The organism is Arthrobacter sp. AOP29-A2-19 (assembly GCF_058138025.1).
The window spans coordinates 471934-488911 of record NZ_CM176894.1; the positions used below are offsets into that span (position 1 = coordinate 471934).

Genomic DNA, 16978 nt, shown 5'->3' on the forward strand with positions numbered 1-16978 from the left:
TGGCGATTTGTCCAACAGGGACGTGCTTCCGTCAACAATCATCCACGATTTTCGCCGAGACTGGATACGAATAGTGTTCAATCCGCATACTTGAGTCGAGAATTGCCGATAAATGTGGTGCCGGTCACCCGTGCCACGTGCCGCCGTGCAGCCACCGAGATCAGGGAGAACCATGAGCCGTCCGGAGCATGACCGCGAAACGCCACAGGCCGCCGCCACGCGGGCGGATTCCCATGCCGGGCACGCGCACGGGTCCGCCCTGGACGACGCCTGCCGCAACTTCGGCATCTCCGTCGAGGACTACCTGCTTCCCGCCCGCGGACAGATCCAGATCGTCGACGAATCCGGCCGGCTGCGCGCCACGGAGGACCAGGGCACGGCCCCGGGTCACGAATACCCGCTTCCCTCCGACGCCGCGCTGATGCGCGCGTACGAGCGGCTCGTCGTCGGACGCAGGGTGAACGACCAGAACTCCGCGCTGGTCCGCCAGGGGCGGATGGCCGTCTACCCGTCCAGCCACGGGCAGGAGGCGTGCCAGGTGGCGGCGGCCCTCTGCCTGGAAGAGGACGACTGGATGTTCCCGACCTACCGGGACTCCGTTGCCGTGATGGCCAAGGGCGTGGACCCCGTGGAGACCATGACCCTGTTCCGCGGAGACTGGCACGGAGGCTACGATCCGGCCAAGTACAAGGTGGGCATCCAGTGCACGCCGCTGACGACCCAGCTGCTGCACGCGGTCGGCGTGGCGCACGCCGCCAAGCTGCGCGGCGAGGACACCGTGGTGCTGGCCATGTGTGGCGACGGCGCCACGAGCGAAGGGGATTTCCACGAGGCGCTGAATTTTGCCGCCGTGTTCAACCTGCCCGTGGTGTTCTTCGTGCAGAACAACCAGTACGCGATCTCCGTGCCGCTGGCCCACCAGTCGGTTGCCCCGTCGCTGGCGCATAAGGCCGTCGGATACGGCATGGCGGGGGAGCGCGTCGACGGAAACGACCTCGTCGCGCTGATGGCCGTGCTGGGCCGCGCCGTCCGCCTGGCCCGCGCGGGCTCCGGTCCGCTGCTGGTCGAAGCTCACACCTACCGCATGCAGGCCCACACCAATGCCGACGACGCCACGCGCTACCGGCAGGACGCCGAGGTCCAGGCGTGGATGGCGAAGGACCCGGTGGCCCGCATGAAGGCCTACCTCACCGACCGGGGCCTGCTTCAGGACTCCGAGTCGGAGCGCATCGCCGCGGCCGCCGAGGACGTCGCCACCGCACTGCGCGACGGACTCAACGCCGACGTCGAGGTCGACCCGCTGGACCTCTTCCGCTACGTCTTCAGCACCCCCACCCCGCAGCTCGCCGAGCAGTCCGCCCGGCTGGCCGACGAGCTCTCCCGAGAGGAGAACGCCAAGTGAGCACCCAAGTCACCACCTCCTCCCTCGCCAACGGCAACGTCAGTGCGGCCACCGCGCGCGCGGCCGCCCGTGGGGCCGAGGCCGCACCCGGTCCGGCGACCGTGACTTTCGGCAAGGCCCTGAACACCGCGCTGGCCGACGCGCTGGAGTCCGATCCCGGGGTTGTGCTGTTCGGCGAGGACATCGGAACCCTCGGCGGCGTCTTCCGCATCACCGACGGCCTGGCCGCCCGCTTCGGCGTTCAGCGTTGCTTCGACACGCCCCTCGCGGAGTCGGGGATCGTGGGAATGGCCATCGGCATGGCCATGAACGGCATGCGTCCCGTCGTTGAGATGCAGTTCGACGCGTTCGCCTACCCCGCCCTTGAGCAGATCTTTTCCCATGTCGCAAAGATGCACAACCGCACCCGCGGCGCGGTGAAGATGCCGATGGTTATCCGCGTCCCGTACGCGGGCGGAATCGGCGGGGTCGAGCACCACTGCGACTCCTCCGAGTCCTACTACGCGCACACGCCCGGCCTGAAGGTGTTCGCGCCAGCCACCGTGGCCGACGCGTACCGCATGTTGCGCGAGGCCATAGCCTCGGACGACCCGGTCTTGTTTATGGAGCCCAAAAAGCTGTACTGGTCCAAGGAACTCCTGGACCTGGACGCGCTGCGGGAGGAGCACGACGCCGGCACGGCACGCACCGAGGGCCGCGCTGCCGTCGCGCGCACCGGAACGGACGCCACGCTGATCGCCTACGGGCCGTCGGTCCCGACCGCCCTGGCCGCCGCGGCGGCCGCCGCCGAGGAAGGCCGGTCGATCGAGGTCATCGACGTGCGCAGCATCGTCCCGTTCGACGACGAAACGGTGTGCGCCTCCGTGCGCAAGACCGGCCGCGCCGTCGTCATCGCGGAGACGCCCGGCTTCGCCTCGGTCGCCAGCGAGATCGTGGCCCGGGTCCAGGAGAGGTGCTTCCACTCGCTGGCGGCCCCCGTCCTGCGCGTCACCGGATTCGACGTACCGTTCCCGGCCCCCAAACTCGAGCACTACTTCCTTCCGAGCGTCGACCGCATTCTCGACGCGATCGACGACCTGCAGTGGGAGAACTGACCATGTCCGTCAAGACCTTCCTGCTCCCCGATCTGGGAGAGGGCCTGACCGAAGCCGAGATCGTTGCCTGGCTCGTGGACGTGGGGGAGACCGTCGCCGTCGACCAGCCGATCGTCGAGGTGGAGACCGCCAAGTCGATGGTCGAGGTGCCCAGCCCGTACGCCGGCGTCGTCCGCGAACTCTTCGGCGCCGCCGGGGACACCATGGACGTCGGGAAGCCCCTGGTCTCCATCGCGCAGGGCATGGGAGACGAGGAAGACGAATCCGACGCCGAATCCGCCGACTCGTCGGGCGAGGCCTACCGCGAGGAGGAGCGCGCCGGGGCCGCCCAGCCGGCCTCCGGATCCGAAGGCGGATCCGGCAACGTCCTGATCGGCTACGGGACGCCCGGCGGGACCGGCGCGGCGCGCCGAACGCGACGCCCGCGCACCGCGCCGCTCGGCGTCGCCCCAGCCGCGGTCACCGCGCGCATCGCCGACCGTCCGGTCGGCGCTCCGGGCGCGAACGGCGCCGGGGGGCCGGCCGCGCCGTCGGCTCCGCTGGTGGTCTCGCCGCTGGTGCGAAAGCTGGCACGCGAGCACCGGATCGACGTGGGCAGCATCGCCGGATCGGGCAAAAACGGGCTCGTGCTGCGCAACGACGTCGACGCCGCCATCAGGGCCGGCGGCGGTTCGTCCGCCGTCGCCCCGACCGGCACGCCGGACGCGGGCGCGGTTCCGCCGGCAGCCGTGGCCGCCGTCACCCAGACGCGCACCGGAGCCGCCGACGCGGCCGGCCGGGACGCGCGGTCCGGGCTCGGAGTCGCGGCGCGCACGCCGGTCAAGGGTGTGCGCAAGACCATCTCGCAGGCCATGGCGCGCTCCCGGGCGGAGATCCCGGAGGCGACGGTGTGGGTCGATGTCGACGCCACCGCACTGGTGGACCTGCGGGCGGGGCTAAAGCGGTCGGACCCCGCAGGGGCCCCGGGGCTCCTGGCGTTCATCGCGCGGTTTGTGCTCGCCGGTCTCGCCAAATACCCGGAGCTGAACACGCGTGTGGAGACCGCCGGGGACGGCAGCCAGGAGATCGTGTCCTTCGACGGCGTCAACCTGGGCTTCGCCGCCCAGACCGACCGGGGCCTGATGGTGCCCAGCATCCGCCGCGCGGACCGGCTGAGCGCCCGCGCCCTGGACGCGGAGCTGAAGCGGCTGTCCGGCATCGCCCGCGAGGGCAAGGCGACGCCGCAGGAGCTGACCAGCGGGACGTTCACGCTGAACAACTACGGAGTCTTCGGTGTCGACGGATCCGCGGCCATCATCAACCACCCCGAGGCCGCCATCCTTGGTGTGGGCCGGATCATCGACCGCCCCTGGGTCGTCGACGGGCAGCTGGCCGTACGCAAGGTCACCGAACTGACGCTGACCTTCGACCACCGCGTGTGCGACGGGGGCACCGCCGGCGGGTTCCTTCGATATGTTGCGGACGCCATGGAGAGCCCCGGCTCGGTCCTGGCGGACCTGTAGGCGGCTTGGTGGGGAGGCGCTCGATCCCCTCCCCACCGGGCGCCCCGACGCCTATCCTTAGGCCATGGAAATCCTTCCGACCAGCTACGAGCAGTACCTGAGGACGCTGGACGAGCACACGGCGCACGCGCTGCGGCCCATCTTCCTGGAGTCGGTGGCCGAGGGCGACCACGGCGTGCACATCCGGGGACTCGGAACGCACTACGAGCAGGCCTTCGTCGACGACAACGTTCCCTTCGGCGAGGTCCGCGTCACCTGAGCGTGTTCCGGGGGCCGCAACGCCGCCGCGCCGAGACGCCGCGGCGGCGCAACCGTTTGTGCGGCCGCGCTCCCCAGCCGGTACTTTGATGGGTGGGCACGTACGCCCGGATACCTGCGAACGAGGGGCCACATGAGCAACACAATCCCGACTCCCGAGGTCAAGGAGGCGGCCGAGGCCGCCGGTTGGGAGTACATCGGCGAGAAGAGTTGGGTGCTGGTCAACGCCGGCTTCACAATGAACACCGGCCTGATCGTCGGGGGGAACAAGGCGCTGGTCATCGACCCGGGCGCCGGTCCGCGCGAGGCGGCCGCGACCTACGACGCGATCCGCGCCGTCACCGACCTGCCGCTGATCGTTGTGAACACACACGCGCACGGAGACCACTTCTTCGGCAACGACTACTTCCGGGCCCGGGGCGTCGAGACGATTTGGGCGCACCACCGCACCGCCGAACGCATCGCCGCGGACGGGGAGTCCCAGCGTGAGCTGGTGAAGGCGGCCGAGCCCGAGATGGCGGCCGGGAAGGGCGCCTACACCCGGATTGTGGTGCCCGACTCGGTGGTCAAGGACAAGCCGGTGGATCTCGACCTCGGCGGCCACACCGTGACGCTCTTCCACCTGGGCCGCGGGCACACCGACGGCGATCTCCTGGTGTCGGCCGGGTCGGTCCTTTTTGCCGGCGACATCGTCGAGGAGGGGGCGCCGCCGAGCTTCGAGGACTCCTTCCCGCAGGAGTGGCAGAAGGTGCTCGGCAAGCTCATTGCGATCGACGACCTGTACACCGTCATCGTTCCCGGCCACGGGCGCCCGGTCGACCTGGAATTCGTCCGCACGCAGTTCCACAAGCTGCGCCAGGCCATCCTGACGTGCACGGGTGCGATCACGGAGCAGGTGAACGACTACACGAAGGCGGTCCCCGTCCTGCCCTACGGTCCGGTGCAGTCCCGCTACCTGCTGACGCGCATCAAGGCGGCCGGCTCGAGCCGCCCCCAGACCGCGCCGCGCTGACGTTGGCGGACGAGGGCTTCAGGCTGAGGGACATCGGCCTTCGCGTCTACGCGCCCTCGCTGCTCTACGCCGTGGGCCTCGGTGCCGTGGTGCCCGTGATCGCCCTCAGTGCCCGCGGGCACGGGGCCAGCATTGCCGCCGCGGCACTGGTCATCACACTCGTCGGCGTCGGATCGCTGATCACCAACGTGCCGGCCGCATTGATCACCGCCCGCTTCGGCGAGCGCCTGTCCATGATCGGCGCGGCCGGTTGGGCGACCCTGGGCATGGGGCTCTCTTTGGCGGCACCCAACCTTGCGTTCTACGCCGGCGGGATCCTGATGATCGGCATGGCCGGGTCGGTCTTCAACCTGGCGCGGCAAAGCTATCTTGCGGAGGCGGTGCCGGTCAGCCACCGCGCGCGTGCCATGTCCACGCTGGGCGGGACCATGCGGATCGGGGTGTTCATCGGTCCGTTCGTCGCCGCCGCCTTTATGGTGTGGCTCGGTCTGGCCGGTGCCTACTGGGTGGGCCTGGCCGCCATGGTCGCCGCGGCGATCGTCTGCATCCGGATCCCGGAACTTGCCGGGCGCGGAAGCACGGGGGCGGGGACCGTGGATGCTGCCGCCCCGGGACCCACCATGCGTTCCATCGCTGCCGAGCATTGGCGAACACTGGCGACCCTGGGCATCGGCGTACTGTTGATTTCCGCGGTGCGCTCCACGCGCCAGGCGGTCATTCCGCTGTGGTCGGAGCAGCTGGGCCTGGACCCCGCGGCCGCGTCCGTGGTGTACGGGATCTCCGGCGCGGTCGACATGCTGGTGTTCTACCCTGCCGGCAAGGTGATGGACCGCAGGGGCCGGGCCTGGGTGGCGGTTCCGTGTCTCGCCGTGATGGGCGCCGCGCTGGTCCTGCTCCCCTTCACGCACCAGGCATGGACCCTCTTGCTGGTGGCCATGCTGCTGGGGTTCGGCAACGGGATCGGCTCCGGCATCGTGATGACGCTCGGCGCGGACCACTCGCCCACGCCCGGGCGGCCGCAGTTCCTGGGCCTGTGGAGGCTGCTGTCCGACGCCGGGACCATGGCCGGGCCCGTGGTGCTGGCCCTGGTGACCGGGCTGGCCTCGCTGGCGTCCGGGGTGTGGGCGGTGGCGGCGCTTGCGTTCGTGGGCTCCGCCGTCTTCGGCTATTTCATCCCGCGCACCCGCCCGCCGCGCTAGGGACTCAATTGCGTTGCCCCGCGGCGGCGCGCCCGCCGTCGTACTCGATCAGGATGCGCTGGTGGTCCGGTTCGTGCGGGGTGCCGATATAGGGGGCGATGCCCCGGAGCAGGTCTAGCGCGTCGGGCTCGATGTGGCTGGCGGGGTTGAGGTTGACGACGACTCCGCACGCCACCACCCCGAGGGTCCGGCGAAGTACGGGGACGAGTTCCTTGACGCCGTCCGGCGTGAGGTGGCCGTTGACGATGACTTCCGCCGCCGGGCGGTCGAGGTCGATGTTGATCCGGAGATGTAGTTCGTGAACCATTCGGGCGCGCCTCCCAGGATCGACACGGGCGGCCTTTGCTCGACCTGGCCCCACTGTAGGACGGCGCCCGTGGTCGGGGGAACCCCGGGCGGGCGTCGACGGGCAACGTCACTTTCGGACACGCGGACACTCGAACACTCGAAGCTTTTGGCCCCGCGGACGCTCGGAGGGGCTAGGCGGCGACCTGCCCGCGCGGCGCGAACATGATGACCGCAACCCCCACCAGGCAAACGATGGATCCCGCCACGTCCCAGCGGTCGGGGCGGAAACCGTCGAAGACCACGCCCCAAGCCAGCGAGCCCGCGACGAAGACGCCGCCATAGGCCGCGAGGATGCGGCCGAAGTTGGCGTCCGGCTGCAGGGTCGCCACAAATCCGTAGACGCCCAGCGCCATCACGCCCAGGCCCGCCCACCACCAGGAGCGGTCCTCGCGGACGGCCTGCCAGATGAGCCACGCTCCGACGATCTCGGCCACCGCGGCCAGGGCGAACAGCAGGACGGACCGCAGGACCGTCACGTGCCGGTTCCGGTGGCCGCCTGGACGGCGGCCAGATGTTCGGGCCTCACCGGAGCCGTCTCCGCCTGGTACTCGGGGTGCTTCCGGACGTAGGCCTTGATGTAGGGGCAGAGGGCGACGATCTTCAGGCCGGCCCCGACCGTCTCGTCCAGTGCGAACCGGGCCAGCTTTGAGGCGAGCCCCCGCCCGCCGTATGCGTCGTCGACGGTGGTGTGGTAGAAAATCCGCTCCGAGGAGGGCGTGTGATCGAGGTGGAGCCAGTGCGCCTTGCCGATGACGGCCTCGCCGTCGAGGAGTTCGTGGCGGTGGCGTGCGCCGTTGGCACGGACGGTGATGGCTGACTCGGTGGCCATGGTCTCTCCTCGGGGATGTTGGGCGGGGGCTGGGCGTGACGCGAGTGTGGCGGCACGACCGCCTGCGCCCAGCCTAGTTGCACCGGGCGGGCAGGGCGTGCGGTGCCCCGCCGTCGTAGGCTGGAGCCCAGGATGCCGAGGATTGGGAGCGTTGTATGAATGGGACGACCGTGGACGGGATTCTTGCCGAACTGGCCGAAATCGAGGACCCCAGGATGCGCCAGGCGAACCTGAAGCGGGGCGACGACCACGGGGTGAACCTGACGCAGTTGCGAGCGCTGGCCAAGCGGCTCAGGACCCAGCACGAGCTCGCACGCCAGCTCTGGGCGACGGACGACACCGCCGCGCGCCTTGTCGCGTTGCTGGTCTGCCGGCCGAAACTGTTCGGGCGCGGAGAGCTCGACGCCATGCTTCGGGAGGCCCGCGCGCCCAAGGTCCACGACTGGCTGGTGAACTATGTGGTCAAGAAGAGCCCGCACGCCGAGGACCTGCGCACCGCGTGGACCGCGGACGCCGATCCCGTCGTCGCCAGCGCCGGCTGGGCGTTGACCAGCGAGCGGGTGGCCAAGAAGCCGGAGGGGCTCGATCTGCCGGTCCTGCTGGACACCATCGAGGCCCAGATGGGGGACGCCCCCGAGCGCCTGCAGTGGGCGATGAACCACACGCTGGCGTTCATCGGCATCGAGCACGCCGGCCACCGCGCCAGAGCGCTCGACATCGGCGAGCGGCTCGGGGTGCTCAAGGACTACCCGACACCGCCGAACTGCACGTCCCCGTACGCGCCGAGCTGGATCAACGAGATGGTGGGCCGCCGGGGCGGGGCCTAGGCGCGCCACCCCGGCGGCGGCTCAGGCCTGGTGGGCGTGCCGGCCGGTGAGGATCGGCGCGAAGAACGCGCCGAGCTCCGCCGTCGCGGTCAGGGGGAGCACATCCGCGACGTACTGGTCGGGCCGGACGACAACCACAACGCCGTCCCGGGAGAGGCCGCGCACGTCGAAGATGTCGTCTCCCGGCACGGTCCCGAACACCTTCTCCAGGTCCGTCAGCCCGAACGGGCCGACCTCTGGCCTGAACACGGCGGGCACGGCGTTGATGTCGATGTCCTCGTGCCGCTGCTGGTAGACCACCTTCACGTCGAACCAGGCGTCGGTGTCCGCGCCCTCCGGCGTGGCCGCCAGCGGGGAGTCCGGCGCGGTGGCGAGCCACCCGGCCAGCGCGGTGGTGGGGGAGTCCTCGCCCGGCAGCGCCGCGTCGGCGAAGACGTAGATGCGCCATCGGCCGTCCGCCTGCGCCTGGTGTCCCAGGTGGAGCGGGTTCGTGTCGCAAACCCGCGTGGCGCGGGCGGACTTGAAGCGCTTCCCCACTGGGAAACCCGCGGCAAGTTCCTGGTGCGCGGCCTCGCCGACGATGAGCGAGGGCGTGTATTCCGTCATAAAGCCGGCCGGGAACTCGGCGGTGCGCACGTAGAAGTCCTCCAGCTCCGAAGGGTCCTCGAACTCCTCCGGCTTTTTGGCCATCATCGTGGACCATGTCTTGTCGAAGTCGATCAGGTTCTTGGCCACCACCTGACGCTCGGCGGAGTAGGTGGACAGGAGAGATTCCGGGCTGCGGCCCTCCAGCACGTGGCCCAGCTTCCATGCGATGTTGAAGCCGTCCTGCATGGACACGTTCATGCCCTGGCCCGCCTTCGCGGAGTGCGTGTGGCAGGCGTCGCCGGTGATGAACACGCGGGGGGTGCGGACGCCCACCTGGTCCGGGAGGACGTCGTCGAAGCGGTCGGTGAGCCGGTGGCCGACCTCGTACACGCTGTGCCACGCGACGTTGCGCACCTCCACCGTATAGGGGCTCATGATCCGGTTGGCCTTGGCGATGATCTGCTCGATCGAGGTCTGGCGCACCTTGCCGTTGTCGTCTTCGGGAACCACACCGAGGTCCACGTACATGCGGAAGAGGTGCCCGCCCTCGCGCGGGATCAACAGGATGGAGCCGCCGTCGTGCGATTGGATCGCGCACTTGGTGCGGATGTCCGGGAAGTCGGTCTTGGCGAGGACGTCCATAACGCCCCACGCGTGGTTGGCCCTGTCTCCCGCCATCGTGCAGCCGATCGCCGAGCGGACCTTGCTGCGCGCGCCGTCCGATCCGACGACGTACTTCGCGCGAACGGTGCGTTCGCTGCCCTCGTCCGGTCCCGCGCTGCGCACAAGCGTCACCGTGACCGGGTACTCGCCCTCGTCGGCAACCGCGAGCGAGCGGAAGTCCCAGCCGTAGTCCGGGGTGAGGCGGGACGGGGAATTGAGGGCGACCCTGGCGAAATAGTCCAGCACGCGGGCCTGGTTGACGATCAGGTGCTTGAACTCGCTGATGCCCGCCTCGTCGTCCTTGGCGCGACCGCCGCGGACGATCTTCGTGGGCTCCTTCATGTCGGGGCGCCAGAAGGCCATCTCGGTGATCCAGTAGGCCTCGGCGGTGATCTCCTCGGCGAACCCGAAGGCCTGGAAGGTCTCCACGCTGCGGGCCTGGATGCCGTCCGCCTGGCCGATCTCCAGGCGGCCCGGGCGGCGCTCGATGATGCGCGTGGTGATGTCCGGGAACTGCGCGAGCTGGGCCGCGGCCAGCATGCCCGCGGGGCCGGAGCCGACGATGAGGACGTCCATCTCGTCGGGGAGCTCTCGGGGACGATCGACTCCGACGCCGGACGCCGGCTGGATGCGCGGGTCACCGGATACGTATCCGTGGTGGTGGAACTGCACGGGCTTTCCTCACTTCTTTGTGGTCTGTGCCGCCGCAACGCGTGTTCTATATTAGAACTCTACGTTCGATAATCGGACACCGGATGGCTAGGGAAAACTGTACGGCCATATGACGCAGGTAACAAGTGGTGGTTCCGCACGGGAGGGCGGGCATCGGCTGGCCCGTCGGGTCAGCACGTCGTCCGGCGTGACCGCCCGCGCGAGGGCGCCGCGGAGCGTCGCCACCCGGGGCCCACGTCGTGGCCCAAGGGCTCAGCGTTGGGGGCGGCGCCGCGTGGTTTGTGGGGCGCGCGTCTGGTTCGAGAAGAAGGCGCTGCCCAGCCCGAACAGGAACAGGGCCGAACCCACGATCAGCAGCACCCCGGCGACCAGGTACCACCCCAGTCCTTCGGTCCCGGTCTCCCCGCGGGCGTGGGCGACGAACCAGTAGGCGGCCGCGGCGCCGCCCAGCGAGACAACACCGGGGATCCATAGCACCGCCACCCAGGCGCGGGCGGACGCCCAGTGGTCGGAGGAGCCCCGCCACACGTTCCACGACGCCTGGCGGCGGAGGATGACCAACCCGCCCAACAGCCCCCAGAACACGGCCAGCAGGTAGGCGGCCAGGATGTCGGCCGGCCGGTGCCACCCCAGGACGAAGGTGGCGCTGCCGGCGAGGGCCGCGTACAGTCCGCCGCCCGTGGCGACCAGCGGCCGCCAACGCGGAGACGTCACCAGGAACACGGCCACCATGGACGCCGCGGCGAACGTGCTGTGCCCGGACGGGAACGAATTGACGGTCGCCTCTGAGATGTCCTTGTCCGGCCGGTCCAGGACTACGAGCTTGAGCACCTGCGAGCTGAGCACGGCCGCGCCGAAGGCGAGGGCCGCCACCGCGGGCGCGAACAGGCTCCGGCGGACGGCGGCCGCAAGCGCCAGCGCGAGCAGGCCGATGCCTGCCGAGACCGTGGGAAGCTCACCCAGGAGCGCGAGCGCGGGGCGGCGAGCGGTGTCCGCGTCCAGGTAGGCGATCGCTCCGCGCAGGGCGTTGTTGTCCGCCTGCTGCCCCGTGGCCGTCAGGACAAACGCCCAATACGCGACGCCGAACGCGGCCGCCACACAGAGCATCCCGAGGATCCACAGCAGCGGGTTTCGTGCGGCGCTGTGGGAACCGTTGCCGGCAGTCCGCCGCACGCTTGTCTCGTTCATCCGCTCCAGAGTGCCACAAGCGCTTGTGAAATGCCTGTAGCCCGCGTCGATACAGTGGGTGTATGAGCGAGCATCGGCAGTCCGGGAACCCCCTGCCCGACGTCCGGGAGCTGCTGGACCGGGCGCACGTGGTGTCGCTGCCGCTCCGGGTCCGCTTCCGGGGGGTGGTGGAGCGCGAGGTCCTGCTGCTGGACGGTCCGGCGGGCTGGGCCGAGTTCTCGCCTTTCACGGAATATGACGACTCCGAGGCGTCCTCCTGGCTGGCCTGCGCCATCGAGGCGGGGTGGAAGGGTTTCCCCGCACCGGTCCGCGACTCGGTGCCCGTGAACGCCACGGTTCCCGCCGTCGGCTCGTCCGGCGTCGAGGGGATCCTCGCGGCCTTCGACGCCGCCCACACGGTCAAGATCAAGGTCGCCGAGCGCGGACAAACGCTTCGGGACGACGTCGCGCGCGTCGCGGAGGTCCGCCGCCTGCTGCCGGGGGCCGCGCTGCGGATCGACGCGAACGCCGGCTGGGCCCACGACGAGGCGCTGGCGGCGCTGGAGGCCCTCGCCCCGTTCGACCTGCAGTACGCCGAGCAGCCCGTTGCGGGCATCGACGGCCTGCGGCGCCTCCGGCTGGAAGTGGTGCGCCGCGGCTGGGACGTCCCGATCGCGGCCGACGAGTCCGTGCGCAAGGAGTCGGACCCGCTGGCCGTGGCCCGCGCGGACGCGGCAGACCTGATCGTGGTCAAGGCCCCGCCCCTTGGCGGGGTGCGCCGCGCCCTGAGGATCGTGGCCGAGGCCGGGCTTCCCGCCGTCGTCAGCTCCGCGCTGGATTCTTCGATCGGGACGCGCGCGGGGGCGGCCCTGGCCGCGGCACTGCCGGAACTGCCGTACGCGTGCGGCCTTGGAACGGTGTCCCTTTTCGCCGCGGACGTGGCCGCCGAACGCTACGAGGCGCGCGGCGGCGCACTCGCGATCCATCCGGTGACCGCCGATCCCGGCCTGTTGGGCCGGCATGCGGCGGCGGCGGAGCGCCGGGACTGGTGGCTCGAAAGGCTACGCCGCTGCCATGAACTTTTGGTGACATCCGGGTAGTGCGGCCGTTTACCCGGTGGCATACTCCCTGTTGCCTGCGGGTGTAAAGGTTCTCACGGGACACGCCCGACCAACCGGAGGACAGCCACAATGAGTACCGACCGCAAGTTCCTGCCCATGCTGGGCCACACCCGGGGCAACCGCTCCGCGGCCACCTGCCACTTCAAGTGCGGGAACGCATGCGCCAAGGACGTGTGCAACACGTCCGGGAACAACTACTTCCGCGACATCGCCGACGCGGCGCTGTCCCGCCGCGCAATGTTGGGCCTGTCCGGCGTCGCCGCCGCCGCGGTGGTCATCGGAACCGACCTCGGCTCCGCTCCGCAGGCGAGCGCCGACTTCGGCGGCTTCGGCAAGGGCGGCGGGAAGCTCTCCTTCACCGCGATCGCGCCCGTCGAGCGAACGGTCGACACCATGACGGTTCCCGAGGGCTACGACTGGGCGCCGATCATCCGCTGGGGCGACCCGCTGTTCAGGCGCACGCCGGACTTCGACATCAGCAACCAGTCCGAGGCCGCCCAGGCCGGCCAGTTCGGCTACAACAACGACTACCTGAACATCATCGCCGACGGCGGCAACGGGCGCACCGGCGTCCTGGTGGCCAACCACGAATACACGAACGAGGACCTGATGTTCGACCAGGCCTGGTACGCCGCGAACATCAACGAGGCCCGCCGCATCGCCATGGCCGCCCACGGCTTCTCCGTAGTCGAGGTCCAGCGCAAGAAGGCCGGGCAGAAGTGGGACTACGTCCGCGGGGCCGAGCGCAACCGGCGCATCACCCTGTCCACGCCGTTCGCCGTCGACGGCCCGGCCGCGGGCTCCGATCTGCTCAAGACCAGGGACGACCGGACCGGCAGGAGGATCCTGGGCACGCTGAACAACTGCGCCGGCGGCACCACGCCGTGGGGCACCGTCCTGTCCGGCGAGGAGAACTTCAACCAGTACTTCACGGCCTCGGGCGCCGCCCACGACGCGCGCTACGGCCTCTCCGGCGGCGCCACGGAGCGCGGCTGGGAGGAGATCGAGGAGCGCTTTTCCGGCAAGGAGGGCTACGAGAACGAGGTCAACCGCTTCGGTTGGATCGTCGAGATCGATCCGCAGAACCCGGAGTCCACCCCGGTCAAGCACACGGCCCTGGGCCGCTTCAAGCACGAGGGCGCCAACGTCCGCATCGCCAATGACGGCCGCGTGGTGGCCTACTCCGGCGACGACGAGCGCTTCGATTACGTGTACAAGTTCATCTCCAAGAACAAGTACAAGCCGGGGAACCGCCGCCACAACATGACGCTGCTCTCCGAGGGTGACCTGTACGTCGCCCAGTTCTCCGGCAACTCGCCGGCCGCCGAGGTCGACGGCTCCGGGGAGCTGCCGTCCGACGGCGCGTTCGACGGCTCCGGCAAGTGGATCCCGCTGGTGGTCGGGGGCAAGTCCAAGGTGCCCGGCATGAGCGTCGACGAGGTGCTCGTCTACACGCGCGTCGCCGGCGACAAGGTCGGCGCCACCAAGATGGACCGCCCGGAGGACGTGGAGCCCAGCCCGACCAGCGGGAAGCTCTACATCGCCCTGACCAACAACACGGACCGCGGAAAGGCCGGCAAGAAGGCCGGCGCCGACGAGCCGAACCCACGTGCCGGACTTGAGAGCAAGACCGCCAACCGTGACGGCCACGTCATCGAGCTCACCGAGCGCCGCAACGACGCCGCGGCGCTGACCTTCGGCTGGAACATCCTGCTGCTCTGCGGCGACCCGAAGGCGCCGGCGTCGGAGCTGTACTTCTCCGGCTACCCTGCGAACAAGGTCTCGCCCATCGCCTGCCCGGACAACCTGGCGTTCGATTCCAAGGGCAACCTCTGGATCTCCACCGACGGCCAGCCCGGCACCATCGGCTACTGCGACGCGCTCCACAAGGTCACGCTGACCGGCAGGAACCGCGGACGCGTGGAGCAGTTCCTGGCCGTCCCGGCCGGCGCGGAGACCTGCGGCCCGCTGATCCATGACCGGGACGACTCCGTGTTTGTCGCCGTCCAGCACCCGGGGGAGGGCGGCTCGTACGCCAAGCCGTACTCGCTGTTCCCCGACTACGTCTCCGCGTCCGGCAGGGAAAAGAGGGGCGAGGCGTACGGCCCGCGCCCCTCCGTGGTCCAGGTCTTCTCCACCAGCGGCAACCGCGGCAAGGGCCACTCGGCGCGCAACGAACGCGCCAAGGGCGCCGGGCGCGGGAGCGACACGCAGACCGGCAAGGGCAACGGAACCCGCCGGAACGGCTAGTCCGGACCATGCCACAGGGCGCCCCCTTCCCCGCGGCCGCCGGTCCAACGACCGGCTGCCTCTCCGGACGGGGGCGCCCACCGCGTCCGGGCGTCCGCCGCCTTGCCGCCGCGGACGCCCGGCCCGTGCCTAGGATGGGGTTATGAGGATTCCCGGCACCACCGACGGACCGACCGCCCTCGAGAACGCCCGCTCCGCGGTCCACGCGCTGGAGGACGGCGGAGTCAGGGAGGTGGTTCTCTGCCCCGGTTCGAGGAGCGCGCCGCTTGCCTACGCCATTGCCGAATCGGAGGCCCGCGGAGCCCTTCGCGTCCACGTCCGCATCGACGAGCGCGACGCCGGCTTCACCGCGCTCGGCCTCTCGCTGGCCAGCGGCCGGCCGGCCGCCGTCGTCACGACGTCGGGCACCGCGGTCGGCGAACTGATGCCCGCGGTGATGGAGGCCAACCACGCCGGGGCGCAACTGGTGGTGCTCAGCGCCGACCGCCCCGAGGAGCTGCGGGGCACCGGCGCCAACCAGACAACCCACCAGGTCGGCCTTTTCGGAACCCACGTGCGCATCGGAGTCGACATACCGGCCGGAGAGGACCCGGCGCCGGAACTCCGCCGGGCGCTGCTGGCCGCGGAAGGCATCGCCGTGTCCGACGGCCGCGGGGAGCTCCACGGGCTGGGCGGGATCGAGGGCGTCAGCGTGCACGTGGCGGCTCCGGGGCCCGTCCACGTCAACATCGCCTTCCGCGAGCCGCTGGTGCCGGGCCCGCTTGACCGGCTCGGGACCGCCGCGCGCCGTTCCGACGAGGGCGCGGACCCTTCGGCGCGTGGTCCCGTGGCCGGGGAAGAGGACACGCGCACCAAGCCGATCCCCGTGGTCCCCGCCGCCGCGACGCACGACGCGGAGCCCGACGACCTGCCGGCGCGGCGCACCGTGGTTGTCGCCGGGCACGACGCCGGGCCCGTCGCCGAGGAATTCGCGCGCCGGCACGGCCTCCCGCTGTTGGCGGAGCCCAGTTCGAACGCGCGCTTCGGCCCCAACGCGATCGGTCCCTACCGGCTGCTGGTCCCGGCCTTCGAGTCGGCGATTGAGCGCGTGGTCGTGTTCGGGCGGCCCACGCTCAGCCGGCCGATTGCCCGGCTCCTGGCCAACGCCAGCGTCCCGGCCGCACTCTACGTGCCGGAGCCGGTGTCCTGGTTCGACGCCGGCCACCGCAACGAGCGCATCATCGACGACCCCGAGGACCTCATCCGCTTCTCGGGGCGCGGAGCGGACGGGTGGTTGGAGGCGTGGCGGGAGGCCGGCGGAGCGGCGTCGGAAGCCATCGGCGAAGTGCTGAAGGGGGAGGGAGCCACGGGCCTGCTGCTGGCCCGCGAGGTGTGGGCCGCGGCCACCGGGCTGCTGGTCCTCGGATCCTCGAACCCCATCCGCGACGCCGACCTCGCGGGCGAACCGGCCGGGGCGCCCGCCGCGCGCGTATTCGCCAACCGCGGGCTCGCCGGCATCGACGGGGCGCTCGCGACCGCGACGGGAATCGCCCTTGGCGCGGCCGGCGGCGAGCGGACCACGCTGCTGGTCGGGGACGTGACATTCCTCCACGACGTCGGCGGCCTGCTGCTGGGCCGGGGCGACGCGGAGCCGGACCTGGACATCGTGGTGCTCAACGACGGCGGCGGGGCCATCTTCTCCACGCTGGAGCACGGGGCCGTGGCAGAATCGGGCCACTACGGCGACGCCGTCGAACGCTTCTTCGGCACACCGCACGGCGTGCGCCTGGAGGGGCTGGCCGCGGCGTACGGCGTGGACTACGTGAGGGTCGCGGAACCCGCCGCGCTGCGGGCGGTCCTCGGCTCCAACGCCGGCGACTCGGAGTCCGCGGGGCAACGGGGACGGGGCGGGCGCCGCATCATCGACGTGGCCGTGGACCGGTCCGACGTGCGGGGCCTGCACCGCCGCGTCGCGGCCGCCGTGGGCCGGGCCGTGGCGCCGGCGGCGGAGCGGACACTGGCCGCGGCGCTGGCCCCCGCTCCCTCCCCGTAGCGCGCCCGACTCGT

Annotated in this window: 15 protein-coding genes; 10 read left to right on the plus strand and 5 right to left on the minus strand. The window is 70.8% G+C overall.

Annotated features, from left to right (window positions below; genetic code table 11):
• Positions 1-172 precede the first annotated feature (172 nt).
• The 6 genes from pdhA (at position 173) to AC3ZJJ_RS02215 (ending at position 6467) form a co-directional block, all read left to right on the plus strand.
• Entirely contained in the window at positions 173-1402 is a 1230-nt protein-coding gene (gene pdhA, locus AC3ZJJ_RS02190) for a pyruvate dehydrogenase (acetyl-transferring) E1 component subunit alpha (protein WP_489893637.1), read from the plus strand.
• Positions 1399-2496, plus strand: a complete 1098-nt coding sequence (locus tag AC3ZJJ_RS02195) for an alpha-ketoacid dehydrogenase subunit beta (RefSeq protein ID WP_489893638.1) — start codon at positions 1399-1401, stop codon at positions 2494-2496. Before pdhA ends, AC3ZJJ_RS02195 begins: the two co-directional genes overlap by 4 nt.
• 2 nt (positions 2497-2498) lie before the next feature.
• Entirely contained in the window at positions 2499-3998 is a 1500-nt protein-coding gene (locus AC3ZJJ_RS02200; protein WP_489893639.1) for a dihydrolipoamide acetyltransferase family protein, read from the plus strand.
• Between the two features lie 64 nt (positions 3999-4062).
• Positions 4063-4257, plus strand: a complete 195-nt coding sequence (locus tag AC3ZJJ_RS02205; RefSeq protein ID WP_489893640.1) for a hypothetical protein — start codon at positions 4063-4065, stop codon at positions 4255-4257.
• Between the two features lie 132 nt (positions 4258-4389).
• Positions 4390-5268: an MBL fold metallo-hydrolase gene (locus tag AC3ZJJ_RS02210; protein ID WP_489893641.1), complete on the plus strand. Its 879-nt coding sequence runs from the start codon at positions 4390-4392 to the stop codon at positions 5266-5268.
• A 2-nt stretch (positions 5269-5270) separates the two neighbouring features.
• Positions 5271-6467, plus strand: a complete 1197-nt coding sequence (locus AC3ZJJ_RS02215; protein ID WP_489893642.1) for an MFS transporter — start codon at positions 5271-5273, stop codon at positions 6465-6467.
• Between the two features lie 4 nt (positions 6468-6471).
• Here the strand turns inward: AC3ZJJ_RS02215 and AC3ZJJ_RS02220 are convergent, their stop codons facing one another.
• The 3 genes from AC3ZJJ_RS02220 to AC3ZJJ_RS02230 form a co-directional block, all read right to left on the minus strand.
• Complete coding sequence (locus tag AC3ZJJ_RS02220) at positions 6472-6774, minus strand: hypothetical protein (protein ID WP_489893643.1); 303 nt, start codon at positions 6772-6774, stop codon at positions 6472-6474.
• Positions 6775-6946: 172 nt separating this feature from the next.
• Positions 6947-7291 carry a YnfA family protein gene (locus tag AC3ZJJ_RS02225; RefSeq protein ID WP_489893644.1) on the minus strand — a complete coding sequence of 115 codons (345 nt, stop codon included), beginning with the start codon at positions 7289-7291 and terminating at the stop codon, positions 6947-6949.
• A complete protein-coding gene (locus AC3ZJJ_RS02230; protein WP_489893645.1) occupies positions 7288-7644 on the minus strand; it encodes a GNAT family N-acetyltransferase in 357 nt (118 codons plus the stop codon). The genes AC3ZJJ_RS02225 and AC3ZJJ_RS02230 overlap by 4 nt, the downstream gene beginning before the upstream one ends.
• A gap of 155 nt (positions 7645-7799) precedes the next feature.
• Here AC3ZJJ_RS02230 and AC3ZJJ_RS02235 point away from each other — a divergent pair, with 155 nt between their 5' ends.
• Positions 7800-8471: a DNA alkylation repair protein gene (locus AC3ZJJ_RS02235; RefSeq protein WP_489893646.1), complete on the plus strand. Its 672-nt coding sequence runs from the start codon at positions 7800-7802 to the stop codon at positions 8469-8471.
• A 21-nt stretch (positions 8472-8492) separates the two neighbouring features.
• Here the strand turns inward: AC3ZJJ_RS02235 and AC3ZJJ_RS02240 are convergent, their stop codons facing one another.
• Both AC3ZJJ_RS02240 and AC3ZJJ_RS02245 read right to left on the minus strand, forming a co-directional pair.
• Positions 8493-10394, minus strand: a complete 1902-nt coding sequence (locus tag AC3ZJJ_RS02240; protein ID WP_489893647.1) for an FAD-binding monooxygenase — start codon at positions 10392-10394, stop codon at positions 8493-8495.
• Positions 10395-10646: 252 nt separating this feature from the next.
• On the minus strand, positions 10647-11582 hold the full coding sequence (locus AC3ZJJ_RS02245) for a phosphatase PAP2 family protein (protein WP_489893648.1): 936 nt from the start codon (positions 11580-11582) through the stop codon (positions 10647-10649).
• A 62-nt stretch (positions 11583-11644) separates the two neighbouring features.
• On the opposite strand from AC3ZJJ_RS02245, the gene AC3ZJJ_RS02250 reads away from it, so the two are divergent.
• The 3 genes from AC3ZJJ_RS02250 (at position 11645) to menD (ending at position 16964) form a co-directional block, all read left to right on the plus strand.
• On the plus strand, positions 11645-12661 hold the full coding sequence (locus AC3ZJJ_RS02250; RefSeq protein ID WP_489893649.1) for an o-succinylbenzoate synthase: 1017 nt from the start codon (positions 11645-11647) through the stop codon (positions 12659-12661).
• A gap of 90 nt (positions 12662-12751) precedes the next feature.
• Entirely contained in the window at positions 12752-14932 is a 2181-nt protein-coding gene (locus AC3ZJJ_RS02255; RefSeq protein WP_489893650.1) for a PhoX family protein, read from the plus strand.
• Positions 14933-15074: 142 nt separating this feature from the next.
• Entirely contained in the window at positions 15075-16964 is a 1890-nt protein-coding gene (gene menD, locus AC3ZJJ_RS02260; RefSeq protein WP_489893651.1) for a 2-succinyl-5-enolpyruvyl-6-hydroxy-3-cyclohexene-1-carboxylic-acid synthase, read from the plus strand.
• Positions 16965-16978: the final 14 nt, after the last annotated feature.